Raw genomic sequence first — 25,928 nt, 5'->3', positions numbered from 1 at the left:
TAGAGACCGTTGCTGCTACAGGTAGGTCTGGCGGGCGTGCAGTGCGTGCGCGCCCGCCACCCGATCCAGGAACAGCGCACCGTCCGTGTGGTCGATCTCGTGCTGCAGCGCGACCGCCTCGAACGCGTCCGTGCTGATCGTCACCGTCTCGCCGGTCATCGGCAGCTGCCCGCTGACCACCAGCCGCCGGGCCCGCTTGACGTCACCGGTCAGGTCGGGCACCGACATGCAGCCCTCGCGGCCGCGCTCCCACCGGCTGGCCTCGAGCACGACCGCGTTGCACAGCACGAACGCGCCGTGGCCGGTCCGGGTCTTTGGGTGGCCGCTGACGTCGACGCTGAACACCCGCCAGGCGACGCCGACCTGCTGCGCGGCCAACCCGACGCAGCCCGGCGAGACGGCCTGGGTGGCCAGCAGGTCCGCGGCCAGCCGGATCACCTCGGGGTCGGCCGGGTCGACCTGCGCGCCCCCCGTGGACAGCACTCGCGCCGGAGCCCGGACGACGTCCCGCAGCGCGCCGCTCGGCAGGGTGGGCATGGTGAGGCGGTCCTCGCTCACAGCTCGTCGGTGTCCTGCCGGCGCAGCGACACGTCCACGCCGAGCTCCTCGGCCGTCGTCCGCAGCGCGGCCTGCAGCAGGTCGACGTCTGCGCCGTCCGGCAGCGTCACCTCGGCGAGCAGCACATACAGGTCACCGGTCAACCGGGTGGACAGGTCGGTGACGTTCCCGCGGGCACCCGCCACCACCCCCGTCAGCGCGCTGACGATGCCCGGCCGGTCGGCCCCGTGCACGCTGAGCACGTAGGCCACGCCCGCCGGCGCAGAGGCGCCGATCTCGAGGTCGGGCACCTCGCGGACGTCCACGGTCAGCCGGCCGTCCGCCGCCAGCCCGGCGAGCGCGTCGCGCACCTCGCCCGCCCCCGCGTTGCTGCGCACCAGCAGCAGCATCGCGAAGTGGCCGCGTAGCAGCGTCATGGTCGAGTCCTCGAGGTTGCCCCCGAGACGGGCCAGCGCGGCGGTGGTGTCCGCCACGATTCCGGGACGGTCGTGACCGAGGACGGTGACGGCGAGCAGGCTCATGCGCCCATCCTGCCCTGCCCCTTGCTCCCCCCGACGCGCTTTACTCCGCCAGAACGGCTCCGGACGGCGGTTCGAGCGGTCCGGGTGGAGCAAGGGCCTGCGCGCGGGCGAGGACGTCGTCCAGCATCTGCTCGGTCAACCGGCCGGTGAAGGTGTTCTGCTGGCTGACGTGGTAGCTGGCCAGCAGCGGGATGACCCGCCCGTCCGGCGCGACCAGCGGCACCTGCACCCCGTGGCCGAACCGCGGCGCCGGCCGCGGCACCGCCCACCCGGTGCGACGGGCCGCGCCGAGGCAGGCGTCGAACGCGATGGCGCCGAGCGCGAGCACCACCCGCAGCGTGGGCAGGGCGAGCTGGACGTCGCGGTCCAGCCAGGGTGCACACGTGGCCCGCTCGGGCCCCGTCGGCTTGTTGGCCGGCGGCGCGCAGCGAACGGCGGCCACGATCCGCGCACCGCGCAGCAGCTGACCGTCGCCCGCGTGCCGGGACCACGGCACGTCGGCGTAGCCCGCCCTGTGCAGCGCAGCGTAGATCCAGTCGCCGCTGCGATCGCCGGTGAACATCCGCCCGGTGCGGTTGGTGCCGTTCGCCGCGGGCGCGAGGCCGACGACCAGCAGCCGCGGCGCCGGGTCGCCGAAGCCGGGACCGGGCCGCCCCCAGTACGGCTGGTCGGCGAAGGACGCGCGCCGACCCTGCCGGGCGACGTCCTCGCGCCAGTCGACCAGCCGGGGGCACGCCCGGCAGACCGAGACCCGCGCGTCCAGGGTCGCGACGTCACGCGATGAGGCGGCCAGCCGGACGACGTCCGCCCCGCTGCGCGCCCGCGGGGTGCGGGGGCTGGCCGGGTCACCGGGCCAGCCGGTGCCCGGCGGCACCGGCGAGGTGAAGTCCTGCCCGGTGACCGGGTGCGGATCGGCAGGCGGCGTCGTCACCCGGCCATCCTGCCGTCCCGGCACGCTCCCGAACCCCCACTTGTGGCGAGAAACCGGTCCCTCACGGCGGCCGGAGACCCCGATTCCTCACCACAAGTGCAGAGGGCGGCAGGGGGCGGGAGGGCGGAGGGCGGGAGGGCGGAGGGGCGAGGGGTCAGGTGATGCTGAAGGCGATGCCGTCCAGGATGTCGCGCTCGCTGGCGACCACCGACGCGATGCCGGACTCGGCGACCATCCGGTCGATCACCATCCGCCAGATCAGCGCGCCGGCCCCGATCACGTCCACCCGCCCGGGATGCATGAACGGCAGGGCGGCCCGCTGCGCGCGCGACATGGCCAGCAGCTCGTCGCAGGCCAGCCGGGCGACGTCCACCGCGAGCTCGGTGCGGTGAATCCGGGCCGGGTCGTACTCGGTCAGCTCAAGCGCCGTCGCAGTCACGTTGGTGACCGAGCCGGCCACCCCGACGACGGTCCGGATGCCCTGCAGCGCAACGACTTCGGCGATCCGGTCCAGCCCGGCTTCGATGTCCGCCCGGGCCGCCGCGACCTCCACCTGGGTCGGCGGGTCGGAGTGCAGGTGCCGCTCGGTGAGCCGCACGCAGCCGATGTCGACGGACAGCGCCGACTCGACCGAGTCGTCCCCACGAACCAGCTCGGTGGAGCCGCCGCCGATGTCCACCACCAGGAACGGGCCGCCACCGGCCGCCGCCAGCTCGAACGTCGCACCGGCGAAGGCCAGCTGCGCCTCCTCTAAGCCGGGCACGACCTCCGGCTCGACGCCGAGCAGCTCGCGCACGCCGACGACGAACTCGTCGCGGTTCTCGGCGTCCCGCGAGGCGGACGTCGCGACGAACCGCATCGCCTCGACGCCGAGCTCGCGGCAGCGCACCGCGTAGTCGGCGGTCACCTTCAGGGTGCGCTCCAGCGCGGCGGGCGCGATCCGTCCGGTCCTGTCGATTCCCTGGCCGAGCCGGACGATCTCCATCTGCCGCTCGACGTCCACGAGGGTGCCGGCGCCTCGGTCGACGTCCGCTACGAGCATGCGCAGCGAGTTGGTTCCGCAGTCGATCGCCGCAACCCTGGTCATTCTTCCTCCCCGGTGCACGAGCCCCTGGACCACCACTGCGGCAACGCCTCCAGCGCCTCGTCGCCGAACGGGTTGACCCCCGGGCCGGCAGCCAGCGAGTGCCCGACGAGCACGTGCAGGCACTTGACCCGGTTGGGCATGCCACCGGCGCTGATCCCGGCGATCTGCGGCACCTCGCCGAGCTCGTCGCGCCGACGCAGGTAGTCCTCGTGCGCCAGCCGGTACCGCTCGGCGAGCTCGCCGTCCTGCCCGAGCCGCTCGGTCATCTGCGCCATCAGGCCGGACGACTCGAGCGTGCTGATCGCGCCGGTCAGCCGCGGACAGGTCAGGTAGAACGTGGTCGGGAAGGGCGTGCCGTCGTTCAGCTTCGGCAGGGTGCGCACGACGTCCGGGTCCCCGCAGGGACACCGGTGCGCGACGTCCACCACCCCCCGCGGACGCCGTCCGAGCTGAGCCTCGACGGTCGCCAGGTCAGCTGGGTCGACCGCCCCGGTCATGGTTTGGCCGCGGCCCCGCCGCGGCCGGCGATCTGCGCCGAGCGCCACACGTCGTCGAACCACGAGCGGTCGCTGCGCGCCGTGCCCGCCGCGGCCTTCGCGGGCGAGGTGCTCGGGGCGACCTGCGGACGCGGGTCGATCACCGTGTACGTCTTCTCCCCCGGCATCACGAACTTCAGCCGGTCGCGCGCCTGCGCCTTGACGTAGGCGGGGTCGTTCCAGGCCGCGCGCTCCTTCTGCAGGTCACCCACCTGCGCCTGCTGCTCGTTCACCGTGCTGCGCAGCGCGTCGATCTGCTGGCGCTGGGTCAGGTACGAGCGGAGCGCGGGGGCGAGCAGCACCGCCAGCACGGCCAGCACGCCGCCGAGGACGACCAGCCGCAGGGTGCGGCTGGCCCGCGGCCCGGCCGACGGCGAGCGCCGCCGGGCGGAGGCCGCCGGCGCAGGGCGGACGCCGGTCCGCGCACCCGCACCCGGACGCGCACCGGCGCGGCCCGCACCCGGCGACGGGCTGCGCGATCCGCCGGTGCTGCCCGGCCGTCGTCCTGCTGCCATCGGCCCGCTCAGCCCCCGAAGCGCGGGAAGGCCGCCCGACCCGCGTAGCGCGCGGCGTCGTCCAGCTCCTCCTCGATCCGGAGCAGCTGGTTGTACTTGGCCACGCGGTCGCTGCGGGCGGGGGCGCCGGTCTTGATCTGGCCACAGTTGGTGGCCACCGCGAGGTCGGCGATCGTGGTGTCCTCGGTCTCGCCCGAGCGGTGGCTCAGCATGCAGCGGAAACCGTTGCGGTGGGCCAGGTCCACGGCGTCCAGCGTCTCGGTCAGCGAGCCGATCTGGTTGACCTTGACCAGCAGCGCGTTGGCCGCGCTCTCGTCGATGCCGCGCTGCAGCCGGGTCGGGTTGGTGACGAACAGGTCGTCGCCGACGATCTGCACCCGGCCGCCGACCGTGGCCGTCAGGTGCGACCAGCCGGCCCAGTCGTCCTCGCTCAGTGGGTCCTCGATGGAGACCAGCGGGTAGTCGCCGACCAGGCTCTCGTAGAACGAGGACATCCAGGCGGCGTCGCGGTCGTTCTGCTCGAAGCGGTACACCCCGTCCGTGCAGAACTCGGTGGCGGCGACGTCCATCGCCAGGGCGATGTCACTGCCCAGCGTGAAACCGGCCTTGTCGACGGCGACCGCGATCAGGTCGAGCGCGTCCTTGGTCGAGGGCAGGTCGGGGGCGAAGCCGCCCTCGTCGCCCAGCCCGGTGGCCAGGCCCCGCTGCTTCAGCACGCTCTTCAGCGCGTGGTAGGTCTCGGCGCCCCAGCGCAGCGCCTCGCTGAACGACTCGGCGCCGATCGGCGCGATCATGAACTCCTGGACGTCGACGCTGGTGTCGGCGTGCGCGCCACCGTTGAGGATGTTCATCATCGGCACCGGCAGCAGGTGAGCGTTCGGCCCGCCGACGTAGCGGAACAGCGGCAGACCAGCCGACTCGGCGCCGGCGCGGGCGACGGCCAGCGAGACGCCCAGGATGGCGTTCGCCCCGAGCTTGCCCTTGTTGTCGGTACCGTCCAGGTCGAGCATGGCGGCGTCCACCAGGCGCTGCTCGCTGGCGTCGAAGCCGAGCAGGGCGGGGCCGATGTCGTCCAGCACGGCGAGCACGGCCTTCTGCACGCCCTTGCCGCCGTAGCGGGCGGCGTCCTCGTCCCGACGCTCCACCGCCTCGAACGCGCCGGTCGACGCACCGGAGGGCACGGCCGCGCGCGCGATGGTGCCGTCCTCGAGCGCGACCTCGACCTCGACCGTCGGGTTGCCGCGAGAGTCGAGGATCTCGCGGGCTCCCACTGCTTCGATGCTCGGCACGACTGCTGCTCCTCGGGCTCGACTGAGATGGTCTCAAGGCCTCGTCCGGGGCCCGGCGACGCCGCCTCCGAGCCTAGTGCCCCGGGTCCGAGGCCCCGTGACCCCACGCCGTCGCGCCGCCCCCCGCAGTGACCAGATCGGGCGTCAGGTCGGCCAGCCGGGGCGCCCCGGCCAGCGCCATCACGTGCTCCAGGTCGTCGCCCAGGGTGTCCAGCAGCTCGCGCACGCCGTCCGCGCCGCCAGCGGCGAGCGCCCAAAGCACGGGCCGTCCGAGCAGCACGGCGCGAGCTCCCAGGGCCAGCGCGGTCAGCGCGTCCAGCCCGCTGCAGATCCCGCCGTCCACCAGCACCGGCACCCGCTCGCCCACGGCCGCGACGACGTCCGGCAGCGCGTACGCACTGGGCACCACCCGGTCGAGCTGTCGGCCGCCGTGGGTGGACACCACCACGCCCGCAGCGCCGGCGGCCACGCAGCGGGCCGCCTCGTCGCCGCGCAGCACGCCCTTGACCAGCACCGGCAGTCCGGTCAGCGTGGCCAGCTCGTCGATCATCGCCACGGTGACCGCCGGTGTCTGGTCGACCGCGTCGGCGGCGGCGCCCGGGGCCAGGTGCTGGGCCGTGTTCACCGCGATCATCTGCTCGATGCCGGGCACGCCCGGGCCGTCCGAGCGGGGCTTGCGCCCGACGTAGGGGGTGTCGCCGGTCAGTACCAGCGCGGTCGCGCCGGCGTCGCGGGCCCGCAGGGCGAGTGCCCGGTGCACGGCGGGGTCGCGGGTCGCGTACACCTGGAACCACCAGGGCCCGCCGCACGCCTCGGCGACGACCTCGAGCGGGGTCGAGCTACGGGTGGACACCACCATCAACGACCCGGACGCCGTGGCGCCGCGCGCGGTGGCCAGCTCACCCTCGGCGTGCGCCAACCGGTGGAAGGCGGTCGGCGCGACCAGCAGCGGGGTGCGCAACCGGGCCCCGAAGAGCTCCAGCGAGAGGTCGACGTCGGCCACGTCGGTCAGCACCCGCGGTCGCAGCCGGTAGTGGCTCCAGGCGGCCCTGGCTTCCCGGCGGGTGATCTCGCTGCCCGCACCGGACTCGTAGTAGGCCAGCGCCGCCGGGTCGAGCAGCTCGCGGGCGGCGGCCCGCTGGGCATCGACCAGGGCGCTCACGAGCGCTCCCAGACCGGCCGGCCGTCCACCAGCGTCAGGTCGACGCGCACCGCGGCGATCTCGTCGTTCGGGACGGCGAGCACGTCACGGTCCAGCACGACCAGGTCAGCCAGCGCTCCGGGCGCGACCCGGCCGCCGTCGTCCAGGTGATTGACCCGGGCCGAGCCGAGCGTGTACGCCGAGAGCGCGGTGCGGACGTCGATCGCCTGGTCGGGCAGCAGTGGTGGCCGGTCGCCGCCCGGCTCGCGGCGGGTCACCGCCACCTCGATGGCGGCCAGCGGGTCCGGTGAGGAGACTGGCCAGTCCGAGCCCATGGCCAGCGCGGCGCCGCTGCGGGCCAGGTCGCCGAACGGGTAGTGCCAGGACGCGCGTAGCGGGCCGAGCAGCGGGATGTTGAGCTCGTCCATCGCCTGTTCGTGGCAGGCCCACAGCGCCTGCAGGTTCGCGGTGACCCCGAGCGGGGCGAACCGCGCGACGTCCCGCGGGTCGACCACCTGCACGTGCGCCACGTGGTGGCGCAGGTCCGGCGCGGCATCCGGGTCGGCGAGCGCGGCCTCGAGGGCGTCCAGCGCCTCGCGCACCGCGCGGTCGCCGATGGCGTGCACGTGCAGCTGGAAGGCGTTGCGGGCCAGCCGGACCGCCGCCTCGCGCAGCACCGCCGGGTCGACGTAGGACAGGCCGGTGACCGGCTCGCCGCAGGCGCAGCCGGGCGGGTCGACGTACGGCTCGCTCATCCCGGCGGTGCGGCTCTCGACCACGCCGTCCTGCATGACCTTGACGGTGCCGGCCAGGAACCGGCCGCCCGGCTCGCCGGCGATCCGCGCCCGCCGGCGGACCAGGTCCGCGACGACGTCCGCGAGGTTGTCGTCGCTGGTGCCGCGCGGGAACCACAGCGCGCCGACCACCCGGGCGGTGAGCAGGCCACGCGCCTGGACCGCCAGGTATGCCTCGGTCGGGTCGCCGTGCCCGGCGTAGTCGCCGATGATGGCGTCCTGCCAGCCGGTCACCCCGAGCGAGTGCAGGTAGCGCTGGGCCTCGAGCAGGCCGGACACCTGCTCGTCCAGGGACTCGGCCGGAACGTGCGCGACGACCTGGTCCATCTCTTCCTCGTGCAGCGTCCCCGCACTCTGCGCACCGGCGACGCGCAGCGCCGCGCTGTTCACCCAGACCGCGTGGTGGCTGTTGTCGCGCAGCATGACCGGACGGTCCGGCACGGCGCCGTCCAGCTCGACGGCGGTGGGCAGCCCGCCGGGGAAGTGTTCCTTGAGCCAGCCGCCGCCGACGATCCACGCCACCTCGGGGTGCGCCTGCGCGAACCGACGCACCCGGGCCAGCGCGTCCGCGGCGTCCAGCGCGCCGGTCAGGTCGCAGCCCAGCCGCTCCACCCCGCCCTGCACCGGGTGCACGTGCGCGTCGGTGAAACCGGGCAGCACCAGCCGGCCGGCCAGGTCGACCACCTCGCTGGCCGGCCCAGCGATCGCGCGCACCTCGTCGTCCGTCCCGACCGCGACCACCCGGCCGCCATCGACCGCGACCGCGCTGGCCCCGGGCACGCGCTGCTCGCCGTCGAAGACCACCCCGCCGTACAGCACCAGGTCGATCACGCCTGCTCCTCGCTGCCGGCCTCGGCCCCGACCAGGCCGGCCAGCAGGCGTGGTGGGGGTGAGCCGTGCGAGAGCAGCTCGTCGTGCAGCGCGCGGTCGCTGTGCTGGGGCCGCACCGCACGCAGCTGGTCGGCGAGCGCGCTCACCTCGGTGCAGCCGACGTAGTAGGTCGACAGCTGGCCGCTCGTGAGCAGGGCCCGTCGCCACTTGCCGGTGGCCTCGCCCTCCTCCTGGTGCCCGCGCTCGACCATCAGGGTGATGGCCTCGGCCTCGGTCATCCGGCGTGAGTGCACCCGGACGTCGAGGATGGCGTTGATGGTGCAGCGCAGCTGCATCTTCAGCTGCTGCATGCGCTGACCCAGGGCGGTCACCGAGCCGGGCTCGAGCCGCTCGCACAGCTCGACCACCGCGCGCTCGGCGTAGACCGCCCATCCCTCCACGAAGGTGCCGCTGCGCAGCGCCGAGCGGACCGGCGTCGAGCCGCGGAACCGGCGCGCGTGCGCCAGCTGCAGCACATGCCCCGGCATCGCCTCGTGCACGGTGAGGTTGCGCAGCATGTGGTCGTTGTACTCGCGGTAGAACGAGGCGACCTGCTGCTCGCTCCAGCCGTCGGGCGTCGGCGCCACCGCGAAGAAGGTCGGCGGCGGGCCGCCGCCGGGCAGGTCGGCCTCGAGCGGGCCGGGCGGGTCGCAGTAGGCCACCGCGACGCCGCGACGCGCCTGCGGCATCTCGATCACCTCGACGGCGTCGTCCGGCACGCTGACCAGGTCGTGCTCGCGCACCAGGGCGGTCAGGTCGTCCAGGTGCGAGCGGCAGCGGTCCAGCACCGTCGCGTCGGTGACCAGCGCGCCCGCGGCGAGCGCGTCCAGGACGGCGCGCACCCGGGTCAGTCCCGGCTCCTGCACGCCGAGCAGGGGGGCCAACCGCGCGGCGACCTCGGCGATCTGGTCCTCGACGGCCATCAGGTCGCTCTCGGCGCGGTCCAGCAGTGCGTCCGGGCCGGTCGCGGTGTCCAGGCTGTACCAGAGCCTGGCCGCGAAGGCCCGCTCGCCGAGCCGCGGGTCGCGGTGGCACTCCGGCAGTCGGTCGGCGAGCCAGCCGGCGTGCTGCTCGAGGGCGGTCGCCGCGGCCGAGCGGGCGTCGTCCAGACCGGGCAGCGGCGCAGTGGTCCGCGCGACCAGCGCGTCCACCGGCTCGCCGAGCAGGCTGACCGCGCCACGGGTCTGCAGCACGGCGGTCTCCACGTGCACCTGCGGCATCTCGCCGAGCTGCGCGCGGACCGCCTCCAGGTACGCCGGGACGGCGGCCAGCCGGGCCAGCACTGCGAGGGCCCGCTCGTCGGGGTCGCCGGTGTCCCGGGCCACCAGCGGGTAGATGGCCGCTCCGGGCAGGGTGCCCAGCGGATCCCAGGTCTGCTCGGCGAGCTCACCGAGCGCCCAGGTGCGCGCGGTCAGCCGGGTGCGCAGCATCTCCAGGTCGACCCGGTCCTGCAGGTCGAGCTGGGACTCGTCCAGGTCGTCCAGGGCTCCGGTCGCGTCGGCCAGGTCGCTCAGCCGACGCTGGACGCCGGTCGGTGACACGTCGGGCAGCCGCCGGTCGAAGCGGTGGTCGCCGAGCGCGGTCGCGGCCGCCGGATCGCACTCCAGCAGGACGTCCAGCGCCGTGCGCGCCGTTTGCCGGAAGCTCTCGGGGACCGTGCCGGCTTCGCTCACGCCGTTGCCTCCTTCTCGCGTTGGCGACGTTCCAGCTCACGCACCCCGGCCCGCAGGGCGGACTCGGCATCGACGCCCGCGCTCTGCGCCGCTCGGACCAGGGCGATGGCCTGGTCGGCGACGGGGTCCCCGACGGGCTGGGCCAGCACGTCGGTCAGGACGCCGGCCCGGTCCAGCCGGCCGAGGACCTTGTCCGCCCGGGCCAGCGCGGGCAGGGCGAGCGGGATGCCGTCCAGGATGCTGGCCCGCCCCTTCTCGGCGGCCTTCAGCTGGTCCCAGCTGGCCTGCACCTGAGCGGCGGTGCGCGTGCGGGCCGCGGTCGCGCCGTCGTGGCCGGCCGCCGGCTCCGGACCGGCGGCGCCGCTGACGACCCCGGCGTCGGCTGCGGCGCCGCTGACGGCGCCGTCGGCGGCGAACACGTGCGGGTGACGACGCACCAGCTTGGCCACGATCTCGGCGGCCACGTCGTCGACGTCGAACGGCTGGTCGGCCTCCTGCGCCATCCGCGCGTGGAACACGACCTGCAGCAGGACGTCGCCGAGCTCCTCGCGCACGGCCGCCGGGTCACCGGCCTCCAGCGCCTCGGCGGCCTCGTAGGCCTCTTCGACCAGGTAGGGCACCAGGCTCTGGTGGGTCTGCTCGGCGTCCCAGGGACAGCCACCGGGCGAGCGCAGCCGGTCCATCACCGCGACGAGGTCCAGCAGCCGCGCACCAGGCACGTCGTGGCTGGCCACCAGCACCTCGACGGCCGGCGGCTGGTCGCGCTGCGCGACCCGGGACAGCTCGTCGGCCAGCGCGTCGGTCAGGCCGGGGTCGCCGTCCGGGGAGCCGAGCCAGACCACCTGCCGGGTCTGTGCCTGATCGACCAGCTCCCGGGCTCGCGGGCCCGGGCCGCTCGGGTCAAGCTGGGCCAGCGCGATCCCCGACTCGAGCACCGCCGCCGGCAGCGGGTCGGTGACGTCGTCGCACAGCACCGCGTCGGCGGCCTCGATCACCTGCCAGCCCGCGCGGGTCAGCAGCCCGCCGGCCACCCGCGGCGAGGTGAGCAGCAGGACGAGCTGCGCGTTCACCGTGGCCGCCGGGTCCGGTGCGCCGCTCAGGGCTGCTCGGTCGTGGTCTCGGTGGGCTCGGACTGCGGGACCACCCAGTTGGGCGGCGCGTCCACGATGGACATCGACTTCGCGTCGAACGTGCCGTACCGCGGGCTCAGCTTCGGGTTGGCGGCGGCGATGTCCTTCTGCACCTGGGCGAGCGGCTCGCTCAGCCCGGCCTGCTGCATCTTCTGCAGGGCGATGAACGTGCGCAGCACCAGCACGGAGTCCGGGTCAGGGGTCTTCGCATCCGGCAACAGCTTGGTGGCCTCCTGGTTGCTGACGCCCTGCCCGTTGGCCGCCGCCGTGGGCAGCACCCAGGGCGCGATGACGAGGTAGTAGAGCACGGTGCGCTCCAGGCCCTCGCCCTGCGCCAGCTGCGGGTTGCCCTGGCGGATGCCCGCGCTGGCGTTGTTCACCTGCGCGGACGTGATCCGGCTGTCTCCCACGATGGCGGCGGCGCCGACCTTGGCCGGCGAGCACGCCGACAGGCCGACGGCGGCAACCACGGCCAGGACGACGAGCGCCTGCGCGGAACGCGACCCTCGTCTCACATCGTGGATGATGGAACGTCGCCGGATGTCGGACACCGCGGGCTTCCCTTCTCGAACGTGCAGGAACGCGCCTCGTGCCTGGTCAGCGGCTCGACACGGGGCTCGCAACGACCGATCCTACGCAGCGGCGCGCGCACCTGGCGGGCCGGGCTGCGGCAGGTGACAACTTGACGGCTGCGAACGGCTCCTACGGGGTCAGCCTCAGCTGGCCCCGTCCGCGACCTTTGCGGCCACGGCCACGCCGTCCAGCAGCACGGCGTCGATCAGGTCACGCGCCCAGGCCAGCACCTCGCCATCCCGCAGCGGGCGGCCACCGATCCGCGCCGTGGTCGGCTTGGGCACCATGATGGCTCGCACCGCGGGCCGGGTGATCGCGCCCGGGTAGAGGCGGTTCAGCCGCAGCTGCTGGCTCTCGCGCAGCTCGACCGGCGCGAACCGCACCTGGTTGCCCTGCAAGGCGACGTCGGTGAGCCCGGCGCGGCGCGCGTGCACCCGCAGGCGGGCCACGTCGAGCAGGTTCTGCACCGGCGCCGGCGGCTCGCCGTAGCGGTCCACCAGCTCGGCGAGCACTGCGTCGACCCCGGCCTCGTCGTCGGCGTCGGCCAGCTTCTTGTACGCCTCCAGCCGCAGCCGCTCCCCCGGCACGTACTCGTGCGGCAGGTGCGCGTCGACCGGCAGCTCGACCTTCATCTCGGCGGGCGCCTGCTCGCCGTCCCCGCGGTACTCCGCGACCGCCTCGCCGACCAGCCGCACGTACAGGTCGAAGCCGACCCCGGCGATGTGGCCGGACTGCTCGCCGCCCAGCAGGTTGCCGGCACCACGGATCTCGAGGTCCTTCATCGCGACGGCCATGCCCGACCCGAGGTCGGTGTGCTGGGCGATGGTCTGCAACCGGTCCAACGCCGTCTCGGTGAGCGGCTTCTCCGGCGGGTAGAGGAAGTACGCGTAAGCGCGTTCGCGGCCCCGGCCCACCCGACCGCGCAGCTGGTGCAGCTGGGACAGGCCGAAGTTCTCCGCCCGCTCCAGGATCAACGTGTTGGCGTTGCTGATGTCCAGCCCGGTCTCCACGATCGTGGTGCAGACCAGGACGTCGAACCTCTTCTCCCAGAAGTCGACCACGACCTGCTCGAGCTTGTGCTCGCCCATCTGTCCGTGCGCCACGGCGATCCGCGCCTCGGGGACGAGCTCACGCAGCCGGCTCGCTGCCCTCTCGATGGAGCTGACCCGGTTGTGGATGTAGAAGACCTGGCCGTCGCGCAACAGCTCGCGGCGGATGGCCGCGCCGATCTGCTTCTCGTCGTAGCCACCGACGAACGTCAGCACCGGGTGCCGTTCCTCCGGAGGTGTTGCGAGAGTGGACATCTCGCGGATCCCGGTGACGGCCATCTCGAGCGTGCGCGGGATCGGCGTGGCGCTCATCGCGAGCACGTCCACCGCCGTGCGCATCGCCTTGAGCTGCTCCTTGTGCTCGACCCCGAAGCGCTGCTCCTCGTCGACCACGATCAGGCCGAGGTCCTTGAACCGGAAGTCGCTGGTCAGCAGCCGGTGGGTACCGATGACGACGTCCGCGGTGCCGTCCCGGATCCCCTCCTTGACCGCCTCGGCCTCCTTGTCGGACTGGAAGCGGGACAGCGCCTTCACCACGACCGGGAAGTTGGCATAGCGGTCGGAGAACGTGTTGAAGTGCTGCTGCACCAACAGGGTCGTGGGCACCAGCACGGCCACCTGCTTGCCGTCCTGCACGGCCTTGAACGCGGCGCGCACCGCGATCTCGGTCTTGCCGTAGCCGACGTCGCCACAGATCAGCCGGTCCATCGGGACGGACCGTTCCATGTCCGCCTTGACCTCGTCGATGGTGACCAGCTGGTCAGGGGTCTCGACGTAGGCGAACGCGTCCTCGAGCTCGCGCTGCCACGGTGTGTCCGCGCCGAACGCGTAGCCCGGTGAGGCCATCCGGGCCGAGTACAGCCGGATCAGCTCGCCGGCGATCTGCTTGACCGCCTTGCGGGCCCGGCCCTTCGTCTTGGCCCAGTCGCCGCCGCCCAGCTTGTTCAGGGTCGGCGCCTCGCCGCCCACGTACTTGGTGACCTGGTCGAGCGAGTCGCTGGGCACGAACAGCCGGTCCGCGGGCTGGCCGCGCCTGCTCGCCGCGTACTCGATCACCAGGTACTCGCGGGTCGAGCCGGCCACCGTGCGCTGCATCATCTCGACGAAGCGCCCGACGCCGTGCTGCTCGTGCACCACGTAGTCGCCCGGCCGCAGCTGGAGCGGGTCCACCACGTTGCGCCGGCGCGAGGGCATCCGCCGCATGTCCTTGGTGGACCCCTGCCCGCTGGTGCCAGTCAGGTCGGTCTCGGTGAGTACCGCGAGCCGCAGGTTCGGCGCGACGAAGCCACGACCGAGCCGGCCGGTCGTGACGTGCACCAGACCGGGCTCGGGCGCGGCGTCCACCCCCCCGACCAGCCGGGCGCCGACCTCACGCTCACCGAGGACCTCCACCACGCGCTGGGCCAGACCGTGCCCCTCGGTCACCACCACGACCCGCCAGCCGGACGACGTCCAGCCGGCCAGGTCGTCCAGCGCCCGTACCGTCTCGCCCCGGTAGGCGTCGACCTCCGACCACTCCAGCGCCGAGCTCGGCACCGCCCCGACGTCCACGGCCGTCTCGGCGTCCACGGTGAACGGACCGATGCTCCACCACGGGACGCCGCCGCCGAGCGCGTGCTCGCGCACGTCCGCCAGGCTGTGGAAGGACGCCGTGCCCAGCAGCGACTCCAGGTCGACCGGGGTCACGTTGCCGGCCGAGGCGTTCGCCCAGCTGGCGCCGAGGAACTCCTCGCTGGTGGCCACCAGGTCGTGCGCCCGGGCCCGCACCCGCTCCGGGTCGCAGACCAGCACCATCGCCCGCTCGGGCAGGACGTCGACCAGCAGCTCCATGCCGTCCACGAGCGCCGGGGTCAGCGACTCCATGCCCTCGACCGCGATACCCTCGGCGACCTTCTCGAGCATGTCCCGCACCCCGGGCAGCCGGTCGGCCAGCTCGCCGGCCCGGGCGCGCACGTCGTCGGTGAGCAGCAGCTCTCGGCACGGCGGCGCCCACAGCCCGTGCTGGGCCACCTCGAGGCTGCGCTGGTCGGCGACCGCGAAGAAGCGGATCTCCTCCACCGTGTCGCCCCAGAACTCCAGCCGCAGCGGGTGCTGCTCGGTGGGTGGGAAGACATCCAGGATGCCGCCGCGGACGGCGTAGTCGCCGCGCCGCTCGACGAGGTCGGTGCGCGAGTAGGCCGCCGCGGTCAGCCGGCGCGCGACGTCGTCCAGGTCGGCGGCGTCGCCGGCCGCGAGCCGGACCGGCTCGAGGTCACCCAGCCCGCGGACCAGGGGCTGCAGGACGGCGCGCACCGGCGCGACCACCACCGAGACCGGGCCGACCGTCTCGTCGCCGGAGTCCGGGTGCGAGAGCCGACGAAGCACCGCCAGCCGTCGTCCCACGGTGTCGCTGCGCGGGCTGAGTCGCTCGTGCGGCAGCGTCTCCCAGGAGGGGAAGTCGACCACGGCGTCCGGCGGCAGGAAGCAGCGCAGTGCCTCGGCGACGTCCTCGGCCTCGCGGGTGGTCGCGGTGACCACCAGCAGCGCAGGGGCGGCGCCGCGGTCGGTCGCGCTGGCCAGCACGGCCGCCACTGCGGGCCAGGCACCTGCGGGCGCGGACAGGTCGAACGCGCCGCCGGCACCTGAACGAGCCAGGTCGCGGGCCGCTGCCAGCGCGGAGTCAGCGGTGAGGACGTCGAGTACGCCGGTGAGGCTCATGTCTCCTGCTCGATCGACGGGCAGCACGAACGCCCGCCGATGAGAACCGGCAGGGTGGTGCAGCCAGAGTAGTTCGAGCCCTGCTGCACTCGCGAACCGGTACGAACAGGGGCAGGATGGAGCGAGTTCGCAGTTGCTCGCTGGGCCGCCACCAGACGGACGGGTGACCGACGATGAGCCAGCAGACGATGACCCGCCGAACCTTGCTGGCGGCCACCCTCGGGACCGGGGCTGCCCTCGCTCTGCCGGGACCCAGCTCCTCGGCCGCGGCGGTGGCCGCGCGGTTCGGCGCCTACGTCCCGGACCCGTTCTGGGACTGGGCGGGGTGGCCAGCGCAGCTGAACGCCTTCACTTCGCAGGTCGGCAGGGCGCCGTCGATCCTGCACTGGTTCTGCGCGTGGGGTGGCGAGCAGCCGTTCCCGGCTGCCACCGCCCGCAAGGCCGCCGCCCGGGGGGCGCTGCCGCTGATCACCTGGGAGCCATGGAACTGGAGCCTGGGCGCCACCCAGGCCAACTACCGGCTCGCCAAGATCACCGCGGGCACGTTCGACGCCTACGTCCGGACCTTCGCGCTGGCCGCCAAGGCCTACGCCGCCCCGGTGTACCTCCGGTTCGCCCCCGAGATGAACGGCGACTGGAACCCGTGGTCGGAGAAGGTCAACGGCAACCACGCGGGCGACTTCGTCCGCGCCTGGAACCACGTCCGCTCGATCTTCGTGTCGATCGGCGCGACCAACGTGCGGTGGGTTTGGACGCCGATCGTGAACTACAACGGCAGTACGCCGCTCGCGGGACTCTTCCCGGGCGACGGCGCCGTGGACCTCGTCGGGGTGGACGGGTACAACTGGGGTACCTTGCGATCGACGTCGACGTGGCAGACGTACTCGCAGATCTTCTCCGCGTCGCTCAGTCAGATCCGCTCACTCAGCGGCAAGCCGATCTGGCTCGCCGAGGTCGGTTGCACGGAGAGGGGCGGCGACAAGGCCGCCTGGGTCACGGACATGTTCGCCCGGGTGGCCGTCGACTCCCGGATCGCCGCGCTGGTGTGGTTCAACGCCAACAAGGAGACGGACTGGCGGGTCAGCTCGTCCGCTGCGTCCTTGAGGGCGTTCCGGACGTCACTGGCGACACTGAACTACCGGTGAGCCGCTGTGAGTCAGCGGCGGGGCCAAGAAAGTCTTGGCAACCCGCCACGAGCAGGGCCAGGCGTGCGCGACACTGATCGCGCGACCCGATCCGAGGTCGGCCACGCTCCACCGTTCCCGAAGGGGGGCCCGTGACCGCGACCCCAGCGAGCCGCAGCCTGCCTGCGATGCAGCTGGGTGACACGGCGGTCGCCGACCTCCAGCTCGTGCTCGACGGCGTGGTGCTGCCCTGGCTGCGGTTGGGCGGACGGGTTACCGCCGCCGGCCCCGGCGCGTCGTCCGGAACCCGCGACGGGATCGAGCTCGACGTGAGCGCCGGGGTGGCCGCTCAGGCTCAGAGCGCAGGCGGCCTGATCTTGACCGACCGCGAGCACACCCCGCTGGCTCGCTTCGTCGAACCGCGCCTGCTCGAGGTCCAGCACGGCGAGGCACACCTCGCTGAGCCTGGCTGCGCCCTCCTGGGAGGCCTGCGTCCCGAACGCACCCGCGAGGCGCGGCTCTTCGCGAGCCGCGCCGTGCGGCCCGACCAGCTGCCCGCGCCGACGTCCGAACGCACCGTGGTGGTGGTCGGGCGTCCACCTCTGCAGGGCGAGCTGCGGGAGATTCACGACACCGCGGACCCTTCTGCCGCAGGCAGTCTGATCGTTCTCGTACCGACGGAGACCGTCACCGCGGACGGCGTCCCCCCAGAGGTGTTGATGCGGTGCGTCGAGGCAGCCGCCCGAGCGGACGGGGTCAGCCCGATCATCCTGCCGACCGCCCTCGGTTGGCGGGACGACGCGAGCGATGCCGCGCTCGCCGCAGCTCTGGGCGACGCTTACGCCGGCCAGTGCACCGTGCTCCTGGATCGCCATCGGGCCGGCTGGGTGAGTGGACTGGCTGCCTTGCGCGCCTCGACCTCAGAGCTGTCCGCCGTGTCCGGGCTCGCCGCGGAGGTTCGCGCGGAGCTCGAGCGCTGGCGTCCACCGCGGTCGCGGCGCGGACTGGTCGTGATGTTCACCGGCTTCTCCGGCTCTGGCAAGTCGACGCTGGCCCGCGACCTTTCCCAGCACGTGTCGGTGGCCACCGACCGCACCGTGAGCCTGCTCGACGGCGACGACGTGCGGCGGCTGCTGTCCTCGGGGCTGGGTTTCGACCGCGCCGCACGCGACCTGAACGTACGACGGATCGGCTACGTGGCGAGCGAGATCGCACGGCATGGCGGGACCGCCGTCTGCGCGCCGATCGCGCCTTACGCCAGCAGCCGGGCGGCGGTCCGCGCGATGGTCGAGCCGCTCGGTGACTTCGTGCTGATCCACGTCTCGACCCCTCTGCAGGAGTGCGAGCGCCGTGACCTCAAGGGCCTGTACGCCAAGGCACGAGCCGGCGAGATCGCGGAGTTCACCGGCGTCAGCGACCCGTACGACGTCCCGCACGACGCCGATCTGAGCGTGGACACCTCGCTGATGACACGAGCTGAAGCACTCGACTCCGTCATCGCCTACCTGACCAAGGGCGGCTGGCTTCGCACTGGGAGCGGATCATGAGCATCGACCCGTTGTTGTCGCTGGCCTCGTTCGGCATCGGCATCGTCGTTGGCCTGACCGGGATGGGCGGCGGGGCCCTGATGACACCAGTGCTGGTGCTGATGTTCGGCATCCCGCCGCTGACGGCGGTCTCCAGCGACTTGGTGGCGGCAGCGGTGATGAAGCCGGTGGGCTCGTTCGTCCACCTGCGCCGAGGCACCGTGAACCTGCGGCTGGTCGGATGGCTGTGTGTCGGTTCCGTACCCGCAGCGTTCATGGGTGTGCTCATCGCAAAGTCGCTGGGCTCTGGACAGCACACGCAGGACCTCATCCAGATGGCCCTGGGCATCGCTCTGCTGATCGCTGCGGCCGGTCTGACGGTTCGCGCCTACCTGAGACTGGTCGAGCGCGCCCGCCGACGCGACGGGAGCGCCGAGCCCCTGCCGCAGGGCCGTCCGAACGTCAAGGTCCGGATCCTGCCGACGGTGCTGGTCGGCATGGTCGGCGGCGTCGTGGTCGGACTGACCTCGGTCGGTTCGGGTTCGCTGATCATCATCGCCTTGATGATGCTCTACCCGCAGCTCAAGGCGAGCCAGCTGGTCGGGACCGACCTGCTGCAGGCCGTGCCCCTGGTCGCGTCGGCTGCGCTCGGGCACATCCTGTTCGGCGACTTTCAGCTGAGCATCACGACGTCCTTGCTGGTCGGCTCGATCCCAGGGGTGTGGGTGGGCGCGCACCTGTCGGCCCGGGCGCCTGGTGGGCTGGTTCGCCGGGCGCTGGCCTTCGTGCTCCTCGCGTCTGCGCTGAAGCTGCTCGGGGTGCCCACGCCGACGACCGGGATGATCCTGCTCGCGGTCCTGCTGGTGGCTCCGCTGCTCTGGATGGAGGTGCGCCGCCGCCACGGCCTGCCGGCCCGCGCCCGCGGCCTGGTCCGACGCAGCCTGCACCCCGCACCACCGGTGCAAGAGGTGCCGGCCGGCGCCGACGAGACCGTGTAGCGCTCAGGCCAGCGGCTTCTGCAGTACCACCGCGACGTTGTTGTGCGAGGCACTCAGACGGCCGAACGAGAGCAGCGAGATCACGTGCAGGGCTGCGTTGACGACGACGGCGCCACGGCCGAACACCCCGAGGTGGTGGTTCGTGCCGTACTCGGCCACGACGCCAAGACCGCGTGAGCCTGCGTAGGCCTCCAGTCCACGTCTGGAGATCACGTCGTCGTAGACCGTCGGATAGGGGCCATAGCCCGGGCGCCCGGCGTTCGCGTTGCCCTTGACGTAGCGCTTGTAGGCGACGTGGAACCAGAACGGCGTGCGCCTGGTGACCCACCCGTACACCGAGTCGGCGTCGGGTATCCGGATGATCAGGCGACCTCCTGGTCGCAGCGCGGCCACGAAGCGGTCCATGACGAGCTCGGCGCCTGCCACGTGCTCGAGCACGTAGGAGCAGTAGACGACGTCGTACTCGTCCGTGCCGAGCTCGACGGTCCGTAGGTCACCGACGATCTCGACGTCGAGGTCTCCGCGGGTCTCACGACGCACCTTGAGCGCCTCGGTGTCCGTGTCCACCCCGGTGAGGCGATGCGGGACACCGTCGAGGTCGACGGGCCAGCGCTTGCCGCAGCCGGCCTCCAGGACATTCAGCTCGCGACCATCCGGGGCCAGTTCCCGGACGGACCGGGTGAGCAGAGCGCGCTCACCCGGTCCGTCCAGCACAGCCCACTCGGTCGTCCGAGTGCTGTTCACCACTGCTTCTCCCTCTGCTGGAGCTCAGCTCGCCGGTCGCAGCACGATGGTTGCCATCACCGCTTGCTGGCTCGTGTCCCCGGAGGTCGCCGCGACTCCACCGACCGTACCTGAAGCGGCCGGTCCTGCGTCCGTGAGCAGCGAGCTGATGTGCCCACCGCCCTGGCCGGCGAAGGCGGCCCGCGAGGTCTGGGCTGCCGGCGTGGTCCACGAGTGCGTCGCCAACGAGGACTTGTCTGCCCAGTAGGAGACCAACCAGGCGCCGTTTACCGTGTTGGTGACCGTGGGCGTCGTGTGGGTCGCCACGGTCGCCGTCTCAGCTGCCAGGGACGAGGCCACGACCGGGCTCACCGGGTCGACGTTGCGGTAGTCGAGCAGCGTCAAGGTGCCCTTGGCCTTCACCGACGGCGTGACGACCACCGAGGTGCCCGGGTCGCCGGCCTGTGCCGTGCGACGCCACACCACCGACTGGATCGCCGAGGTGGACGTCGCGCTGACCTGCGTCCAACCGGACGGCGCAGGTACCGAACCCGCCTTGGAGTTCAGCGTGAAGGCGAGCAGCATGACGTCGGACGCCTGGACCGCGCTCGGAATCGTGACGTCGAAGGACACCGGGGTGCTGACCTTGGTGTCGGTCGCGGCTGCCACGAACGAGATCGGTGAGGTGATGGGGGCCACCGTGACGGACTGCGGCGCGCTGGAAGTCGACGCCCCTTCGTTGTCCGTCACCGTCAGCGTGACCGCATAGGTACCCGCCGTTGCGTAGGGGTGATGCGGGCTCGCACCGGTCTCGGCCGGGGTGGAGTCGCCGAAGTCCCAGGAGTAGGAGCTGATCGAGCCGTCCGGGTCGCTGGAGTTCGACCCGTTCCCGTCACAGACCAACCCGCTGCAGGACACCGACGCGACAGCCGTCGGCGGCTGGTTCGGCGGCTTGACGACCGTGACGGACTGCGGCGCGGTGGTCGCGGACGCCCCTTCGTTGTCGGTCACCGTCAGCGTGACCGGGTAGGTACCACCCGTCGAGTAGGTGTGATGCGGGCTCACACCGGTCTCGGCCGGGGTGGAGTCGCCGAAGTCCCAGGAGTAGGAGCTGATCGAGCCGTCCGGGTCGATGGAGTTCGACCCGTCCCCGTCACAGACCAACCCGTGGCAGGACACCGACGCGACAGCTGTCGGCGGCTTGTTCGGCGCGTGACCAGGCAGCGCGAACAGAGCGCGGCTGCGCCAGTCGACGCCGTCGACACTCGGTCCACTGACCCGGGTCGCCGTGCCGGCTGCGGGTGCGCCGGCCGCGAAGCCGGTCCGCCACAGGTCGCCGGTCGAGGAGTTGGACCAGTACAGCGACGAGCCGGCCCGGAACATCCCGCCCACCTTGGTCCAGTCGAGGTCGGACAGGTTGCCCGTCACCGTGAAGCGCTGAGCGCCCACGATCCCGCTCTCCACCGAGAAGTAGCGCATGTAGAGCGCCGCGCTGTTCTTGAGCGTGAAGTAGATCCGACCACTGTCGTAGAACAGCCCCGTCATGCTCTGCATCTCGCTGGCGAAGGCACCCAGGCCGTTCAGGTTCAGGCTCGTCGCGGGACCGAACGTGGTTCCGTCGAAGGTCCTGCTGTACAGCTGTCCGTCCGCCATCGCGGTGTACAGGGTGTCGTTGGTGTAGAAGGCACCCCGAGCCTGTCCCCAGGCGATCCCACCCGCGGCCGGCGGGGTCACCGAAGTGGCCGCGGAACCGTCGTAGAAGACCTTGCCCAGCGTGTCCTGCGGGTTGCCCACCGGAGGAACGAAGTCCCGGTCGACGACCTCGATCCCGACGATCAAGGGGTTCTCGACGACGTGACCGAAGTCGATGTTGACCGTGCCGTCGCTCGTGATGTTCACGGACTTCATCACGCCCCGGCCCGTGCCGACGTCGGCGACGATGTCGTAGTTGGTGAGCAGTGCTGACCCGTCGACGGACACGTTGAACTTGCGTTGCCCGGGCGACGCGGTGCAGCTGCAGCCGTTGGCGAAGTACAGCCGGACCTGGATGTGCTTGCCGGCGGTCACCGGGAGCAGCCAGTGCATCTCATTCGCGTCGGCCGGGTCCCAGCGCTCGTCGGAGAAGATCGACAGCGGGGTCGTTGACGGCACCGAGGCATCGACACCGCTCACCGCGGCGAACCCTGCGGAGTTGCTGCCGGAGTTGCGCAGCGGGTTGGTGGTGCCGTCGTCTGCCGTCCAGTCCGGGCCGGAGTCGATCGCCGTGACAGCAGGGCCGCCGGCGTTGATCCGGTACAGGACTCCAGTGGCGCTCGGGGAGGTGTTGCCCGCCTCGTAGACGTCCACCGGCAGTGGAGCAACGGCGGGCTGAGGCACGCTCTTGCCACCTGCTGTCGGGAAGAAGCCGATGCGGCCGTGGAACTCGCCACCGAGCCGGTCGGTGTCACTGCCCACGTACAGGCCGCCGGACGGTCCCGGGGTGACCACCATGTCGAACACGCCCTGGCCACGGGTGCGACTGGGGTTCCAGGACAGGGGAAGTCCGTTGCTGGGGTCCAGCGCGGAGATTCCCACCCGGTCCACGGCCCCGGGGCCGGCCGCGTCAGCGGCGAAGGGGTTGTTGAACCAGCGGGTGTGGCCGCCGGTGTAGATGGCGTCGCCGGTGACCGCGACGGTGTACGTCGAGTCGCCTCCGCTGTAGTCCACCCAGGTCGGCAGCAGGCCGCTGCCGGTCGCGGTGGTCGCCCAACGGCTGACGCTGTCGCACAGGGTGGGCGGGCCGCTGCCGAAGCCGCCGGTGGTCCCGATCACGAAGTAGGACCCGTCAGGCGAGAAGTCGATGTCCCGCAGGTAGTCCTCGAAGACCGAGTAGCAGGCCGGCTTGAAAGCGTTCGTCTGCCAGTCGGACACCTGCGCCGGCGAGACCGAGATGTCGACCATGGCGACCTGGTTGCGGTCCAGCGCGCCGACCTGGCCGAAGTTCCCGACGAAGACGAGCTTGGAGCCGTCCGGACTGATGTCCAGCTTGTAGATCCGCGACGGGCCGATCCCGCTTCCGTCCGGGTTGGTGCGCGAGGTACCGGTCACCGAGACGTTGAACGGGAGCACTGCGCCGGTCGTCGGGTTGATCTCAGCGAGCAGGGTCCGCGGCGTGGTCTTGATCATGGTGAACTGGCCGCCGATGAACAGCCGGCCGCCCACGAACTTCAGGTCGCGGATGAGACCGTTCGCGCCTGGGAAGTTGAAGCCGGCCACTCGCGCGCCGGAGTTCACGTTGAGCCTCGTGAGCTTGGATGCCGCAGCGCCGTTCACCTGGTTGAACTGCCCACCGACGAAGACGCTCAGACCGTCTCCCGCTGGGGCCAGCGTGTTCACCGGCCCGTCCAGGGTCGGCAGGAACGACGTGGACAGGGCGCCAGTGTCCTTGTCGAAGGCCACGAGGTAGGAGCGCGAGACCACCGGTGAGGTGGTCGTCTGCTGGACCTGGGTGAAGGTGCCGCCGAGAACCACGGTCGAGCCGACCACGGCAATCGCGTCGACCTCGCCGTCCACCAGGTGCGGGGTGTAGTTCGCGGGGTTGTCGCTCACCAGTCCCGCCGTAGCGATGGGACTCGCACTAGCGGCTTGGGGCGCCAGCAGGGACGCCATCACCACAGCAAGGGCCACGAAAAGGCCGGTCGATCTTCCGGGAATCCGCACGGAGTGCCTCCAACGACGAGCGGGCCCACTCGATGGACCTCATCACGGTGAGTATTGCCACGGACCTCTAGGGCCGTCAGTCGTTCCGGGATATTCGACCGTCTGTGACGAGACTTTCGCCGGCTGTTGAACTGCAGTCACTTATCGTGACTGCACGAATAGGTGAAAGCCGACCCGGTGCGTAGGGTCACGCCATTACGATCAGGGGGTGGGGAAAAACGAAGGGGGCCGTGGGCCGGCTGCTCCCGGCGCTCCAGCGCCGTGCGGACCGGTGGTCGTGCTCGTCCTTTCCCACCGCGACCCGGCGCAGGTGAACCGGCTGACCACACGGCTCCTGCAGGGACCCCAGACCCGTGTCCTGGTCCATCACGACCCACGTGGCCCTGCCCTTCGTCTGCCGCACCACGAGAGGGTGCTGACGGTCCCGGACGCGGGTCCTTGCGACTGGGGCCGACCCAATCTCGCGATGGCGGTGTTCGCCGGCCTGCGCAGTGCCGTGCAGCAGGTTCCGGACCTGGAATGGGTCCTGGTGGTGTCCGGCCAGGACTACCCGTGCCTTCCGATGCCAACCATCGAGGCCGAGCTGGCGGCCAGCAGCCTGGACGCCACGTTGCGCTGGTTCCGCGCCGACGCCGACCCTTCGCAGGACGTCCACCCCTGGCAGGCTTCGACTCGGCGCCGCTACCTGCGCCGGCTCAGAGTTCCGGGTAGCCACCGATCCATGCCGTTCCCGCGCCGACACCCGTTCGGCCAGGGGACGAACCTGTATGTCGGCGACATGTGGCCCAACCTGCGCCGGCCCGCCGTGGACCACCTTCTCGCCCAGCTCGAGAGCCGACGCGACCTGGTGCGGTACTTCCGTCGAGCTCCGGTGCCGGACGAAGGCCTCCTGCCGACGCTCCTGCTCAACGACGCGCAGCTCGCGGTCGGCAACGAGCGACGTCGCTTCATCCGCTGGGTGCACGGCGAGCCCCACCCCAAGACACTCGACCTTGCGGACCTCTCCGACATCCGTGCATCCGGCGACTGGTTCGCTCGCAAGGTCGACCCTCAGCACTCGGCCGCGCTGCTGGACTCGCTGGACTCGCTGGATGCCCTGCAAGACACCAGCACCACGGTTGACTAGTTCGTTGTGCCCATGTTCCTTCGACCAAAAGCGCAGGACACTCGAAGTTACCCCGACCGTCTGCACCCCCTCCTTCGGAGGCTCGACATGTTGCACATTCGGCACAGCGGACCTCGGTGGATCGCAGGCGTGTCCGTGGTCGCTCTCTCACTGCTGTCGGCCACCAGCGCGCAGGCATCGCTCGCGCAACCGACCGTGGTGTCAGACAACCCGGCGAACTTCACGCCTGACGTGCCGACTGGCCTCGGCAGCTCAGACGGAACGATCCTCAAGTACGCCCAGGTCGGGGGAACGATGTACGCGGGCGGCCAGATCGGCACCGTGACGAACGCCGCCCGGACCGTCACCTATAACCGAGCAAACATCATGGCGTTCAACGCCGACACGGGCGCAATGACGTCCTGGGCGCCACAGCTGAACAAGCGAGTCAACGCCCTGCTGGCCTCAGATGACAGCAGGTACCTGTTCGTCGGCGGCGACTTCACCACCCTGAACGGGGGGGCGACCCACAGCCTGCTGAAGTTCGACCTGACGACCGGAGCGCGGGTCAGCAGCTTCTCGTTCGCGCCCAAGGGCGCGGTCAACGACCTCGAGATGGTCGGCGGCCACCTCCTGGTCGGGGGTTCGTACCCCGGCGGCCTGCTGTCGGTGGATCCCACGACCGGTGCAGCCGACGGCTGGCTCAACGTTCAGCTGAGCGGAAAGTCTGAGGACACTGCGCCGACCAAGACCTACCGCTTCGCGGTGAATCCGGCCGGCACGAAGCTGGTGGTGGTCGGCAACTTCACCGAGGCGAACCTTCTGCCCCGACGCCAGGCCTTCATGGTCGACCTCGACGGAGCCGGCGGAGTCGTCACTTCCTGGCATCCGAGCGTGTTCGACCGGACCTGCAACCCGAACATCCTGTTCTGGACCCGGGCCGTGGACTTCTCGCCGGACGGTTCGTACTTCGTCATCGCCGCCAGCGGCGGCGGCCGCACGGGCTCGGTCTGCGACGCCGTGAGTCGCTGGGCGGCCAGCGGCACCGGCAGTGCGACACCGACCTGGGTGAACTACACGGGCAAGGACTCGATGTTCTCGGTGGCAGCCACCGGGGTCGCGGTCTACGTCGGCGGCCACTTCCGCTGGCTGGACAACGTGGCCGCGCTGGACGAGCAAGGGCCCGGCGCCGTGACCCGGAACGGAATCGGCGCCATCGACCCGGTGACCGGCAAGGCGCTGCCCTGGAACCCGGGCAAGACCCGCGGTCATGGCACCGAAGAGCTCTACACCACGCCGGAGGGCCTGTGGTTGGGCAGCGACGGAAGGTACGTCCACGGTGAGTACCGCGAAGGCGTCGCCTTCATGCCGCTGCCCTGACCACAGGCC

Annotated in this window: 20 protein-coding genes; 5 read left to right on the top strand and 15 right to left on the bottom strand. The window is 72.0% G+C overall.

The window, feature by feature from the left end; all coding sequences use genetic code 11:
* Nucleotides 1-15: 15 nt before the first annotated feature.
* The 13 genes from ACPPVT_RS04640 to mfd form a co-directional block, all read right to left on the bottom strand.
* Entirely contained in the window at nt 16-537 is a 522-nt protein-coding gene (locus tag ACPPVT_RS04640; RefSeq protein ID WP_426567052.1) for a peptide deformylase, read from the bottom strand.
* A gap of 17 nt (nt 538-554) precedes the next feature.
* Entirely contained in the window at nt 555-1,079 is a 525-nt protein-coding gene (locus ACPPVT_RS04635) for a glycine cleavage system protein R (protein WP_426565859.1), read from the bottom strand.
* 40 nt (nt 1,080-1,119) lie between these two features.
* On the bottom strand, nt 1,120-2,010 hold the full coding sequence (locus ACPPVT_RS04630; protein ID WP_426565858.1) for a uracil-DNA glycosylase: 891 nt from the start codon (nt 2,008-2,010) through the stop codon (nt 1,120-1,122).
* Between the two features lie 154 nt (nt 2,011-2,164).
* A complete protein-coding gene (locus tag ACPPVT_RS04625) occupies nt 2,165-3,097 on the bottom strand; it encodes an exopolyphosphatase (protein WP_426565857.1) in 933 nt (310 codons plus the stop codon).
* Nucleotides 3,094-3,594, bottom strand: a complete 501-nt coding sequence (locus ACPPVT_RS04620; RefSeq protein WP_426565856.1) for a DUF501 domain-containing protein — start codon at nt 3,592-3,594, stop codon at nt 3,094-3,096. Before ACPPVT_RS04620 ends, ACPPVT_RS04625 begins: the two co-directional genes overlap by 4 nt.
* A complete protein-coding gene (locus ACPPVT_RS04615; protein ID WP_426565855.1) occupies nt 3,591-4,148 on the bottom strand; it encodes an FtsB family cell division protein in 558 nt (185 codons plus the stop codon). The genes ACPPVT_RS04620 and ACPPVT_RS04615 overlap by 4 nt, the downstream gene beginning before the upstream one ends.
* Nucleotides 4,149-4,156: 8 nt before the next feature.
* Nucleotides 4,157-5,437: a phosphopyruvate hydratase gene (gene eno, locus ACPPVT_RS04610; protein WP_426565854.1), complete on the bottom strand. Its 1,281-nt coding sequence runs from the start codon at nt 5,435-5,437 to the stop codon at nt 4,157-4,159.
* A gap of 73 nt (nt 5,438-5,510) precedes the next feature.
* Complete coding sequence (locus ACPPVT_RS04605) at nt 5,511-6,599, bottom strand: alpha-hydroxy acid oxidase (RefSeq protein WP_426565853.1); 1,089 nt, start codon at nt 6,597-6,599, stop codon at nt 5,511-5,513.
* Nucleotides 6,596-8,203 (bottom strand): amidohydrolase, encoded by a 1,608-nt coding sequence (locus ACPPVT_RS04600; RefSeq protein WP_426565852.1) that lies wholly within the window; start codon nt 8,201-8,203, stop codon nt 6,596-6,598. Before ACPPVT_RS04600 ends, ACPPVT_RS04605 begins: the two co-directional genes overlap by 4 nt.
* The gene (locus ACPPVT_RS04595) at nt 8,200-9,915 is read right to left on the bottom strand and encodes a DUF885 domain-containing protein (RefSeq protein ID WP_426565851.1); all 1,716 of its coding nucleotides are present in this window, start codon (nt 9,913-9,915) and stop codon (nt 8,200-8,202) included. The genes ACPPVT_RS04600 and ACPPVT_RS04595 overlap by 4 nt, the downstream gene beginning before the upstream one ends.
* Nucleotides 9,912-10,985 (bottom strand): MazG family protein, encoded by a 1,074-nt coding sequence (locus ACPPVT_RS04590; RefSeq protein WP_426565850.1) that lies wholly within the window; start codon nt 10,983-10,985, stop codon nt 9,912-9,914. The genes ACPPVT_RS04595 and ACPPVT_RS04590 overlap by 4 nt, the downstream gene beginning before the upstream one ends.
* 26 nt (nt 10,986-11,011) lie before the next feature.
* Complete coding sequence (locus ACPPVT_RS04585) at nt 11,012-11,560, bottom strand: hypothetical protein (protein ID WP_426565849.1); 549 nt, start codon at nt 11,558-11,560, stop codon at nt 11,012-11,014.
* Between the two features lie 201 nt (nt 11,561-11,761).
* Nucleotides 11,762-15,364, bottom strand: a complete 3,603-nt coding sequence (mfd, locus tag ACPPVT_RS04580; protein WP_426565848.1) for a transcription-repair coupling factor — start codon at nt 15,362-15,364, stop codon at nt 11,762-11,764.
* Between the two features lie 173 nt (nt 15,365-15,537).
* Between mfd and ACPPVT_RS04575 the strand changes: the two genes are divergently transcribed.
* The 3 genes from ACPPVT_RS04575 (at nt 15,538) to ACPPVT_RS04565 (ending at nt 19,012) form a co-directional block, all read left to right on the top strand.
* Entirely contained in the window at nt 15,538-16,509 is a 972-nt protein-coding gene (locus ACPPVT_RS04575) for a glycoside hydrolase family 26 protein (RefSeq protein WP_426565847.1), read from the top strand.
* A 131-nt stretch (nt 16,510-16,640) separates the two neighbouring features.
* Nucleotides 16,641-18,035, top strand: a complete 1,395-nt coding sequence (cysC, locus tag ACPPVT_RS04570; protein WP_426565846.1) for an adenylyl-sulfate kinase — start codon at nt 16,641-16,643, stop codon at nt 18,033-18,035.
* Complete coding sequence (locus ACPPVT_RS04565; protein WP_426565845.1) at nt 18,032-19,012, top strand: sulfite exporter TauE/SafE family protein; 981 nt, start codon at nt 18,032-18,034, stop codon at nt 19,010-19,012. Before cysC ends, ACPPVT_RS04565 begins: the two co-directional genes overlap by 4 nt.
* A 3-nt stretch (nt 19,013-19,015) precedes the next feature.
* Here the strand turns inward: ACPPVT_RS04565 and ACPPVT_RS04560 are convergent, their stop codons facing one another.
* Complete coding sequence (locus ACPPVT_RS04560; protein WP_426565844.1) at nt 19,016-19,756, bottom strand: class I SAM-dependent methyltransferase; 741 nt, start codon at nt 19,754-19,756, stop codon at nt 19,016-19,018.
* 24 nt (nt 19,757-19,780) lie between these two features.
* Nucleotides 19,781-23,323, bottom strand: coding sequence for a PKD domain-containing protein (locus tag ACPPVT_RS04555; protein ID WP_426565843.1), 3,543 nt, complete (start codon nt 23,321-23,323; stop codon nt 19,781-19,783).
* A 319-nt stretch (nt 23,324-23,642) separates the two neighbouring features.
* On the opposite strand from ACPPVT_RS04555, the gene ACPPVT_RS04550 reads away from it, so the two are divergent.
* Nucleotides 23,643-24,560, top strand: a complete 918-nt coding sequence (locus ACPPVT_RS04550) for a beta-1,6-N-acetylglucosaminyltransferase (RefSeq protein ID WP_426565842.1) — start codon at nt 23,643-23,645, stop codon at nt 24,558-24,560.
* Between the two features lie 12 nt (nt 24,561-24,572).
* Complete coding sequence (locus ACPPVT_RS04545) at nt 24,573-25,919, top strand: hypothetical protein (RefSeq protein WP_426565841.1); 1,347 nt, start codon at nt 24,573-24,575, stop codon at nt 25,917-25,919.
* The last annotated feature ends 9 nt before the right edge of the window (nt 25,920-25,928 follow it).

This window comes from Angustibacter sp. McL0619, assembly GCF_049994355.1.
Classification (GTDB): domain Bacteria; phylum Actinomycetota; class Actinomycetes; order Actinomycetales; family Angustibacteraceae; genus Angustibacter.
This window is presented reverse-complemented; position numbering and strand designations above follow the sequence as displayed.

Coding starts and splice junctions, on each gene's coding strand:
- ACPPVT_RS04565 (WP_426565845.1), top strand. CDS start 18,032: ATGAGCATCGACCCGTTGTTGTCGCTGGCCTCGTTCGGCATCGGCATC.
- mfd (WP_426565848.1), bottom strand. CDS start 15,364: ATGAGCCTCACCGGCGTACTCGACGTCCTCACCGCTGACTCCGCGCTG.
- ACPPVT_RS04620 (WP_426565856.1), bottom strand. CDS start 3,594: ATGACCGGGGCGGTCGACCCAGCTGACCTGGCGACCGTCGAGGCTCAG.
- ACPPVT_RS04625 (WP_426565857.1), bottom strand. CDS start 3,097: ATGACCAGGGTTGCGGCGATCGACTGCGGAACCAACTCGCTGCGCATG.
- ACPPVT_RS04615 (WP_426565855.1), bottom strand. CDS start 4,148: ATGGCAGCAGGACGACGGCCGGGCAGCACCGGCGGATCGCGCAGCCCG.
- ACPPVT_RS04640 (WP_426567052.1), bottom strand. CDS start 537: ATGCCCACCCTGCCGAGCGGCGCGCTGCGGGACGTCGTCCGGGCTCCG.
- ACPPVT_RS04545 (WP_426565841.1), top strand. CDS start 24,573: ATGTTCCTTCGACCAAAAGCGCAGGACACTCGAAGTTACCCCGACCGT.
- ACPPVT_RS04575 (WP_426565847.1), top strand. CDS start 15,538: ATGAGCCAGCAGACGATGACCCGCCGAACCTTGCTGGCGGCCACCCTC.
- ACPPVT_RS04635 (WP_426565859.1), bottom strand. CDS start 1,079: ATGAGCCTGCTCGCCGTCACCGTCCTCGGTCACGACCGTCCCGGAATC.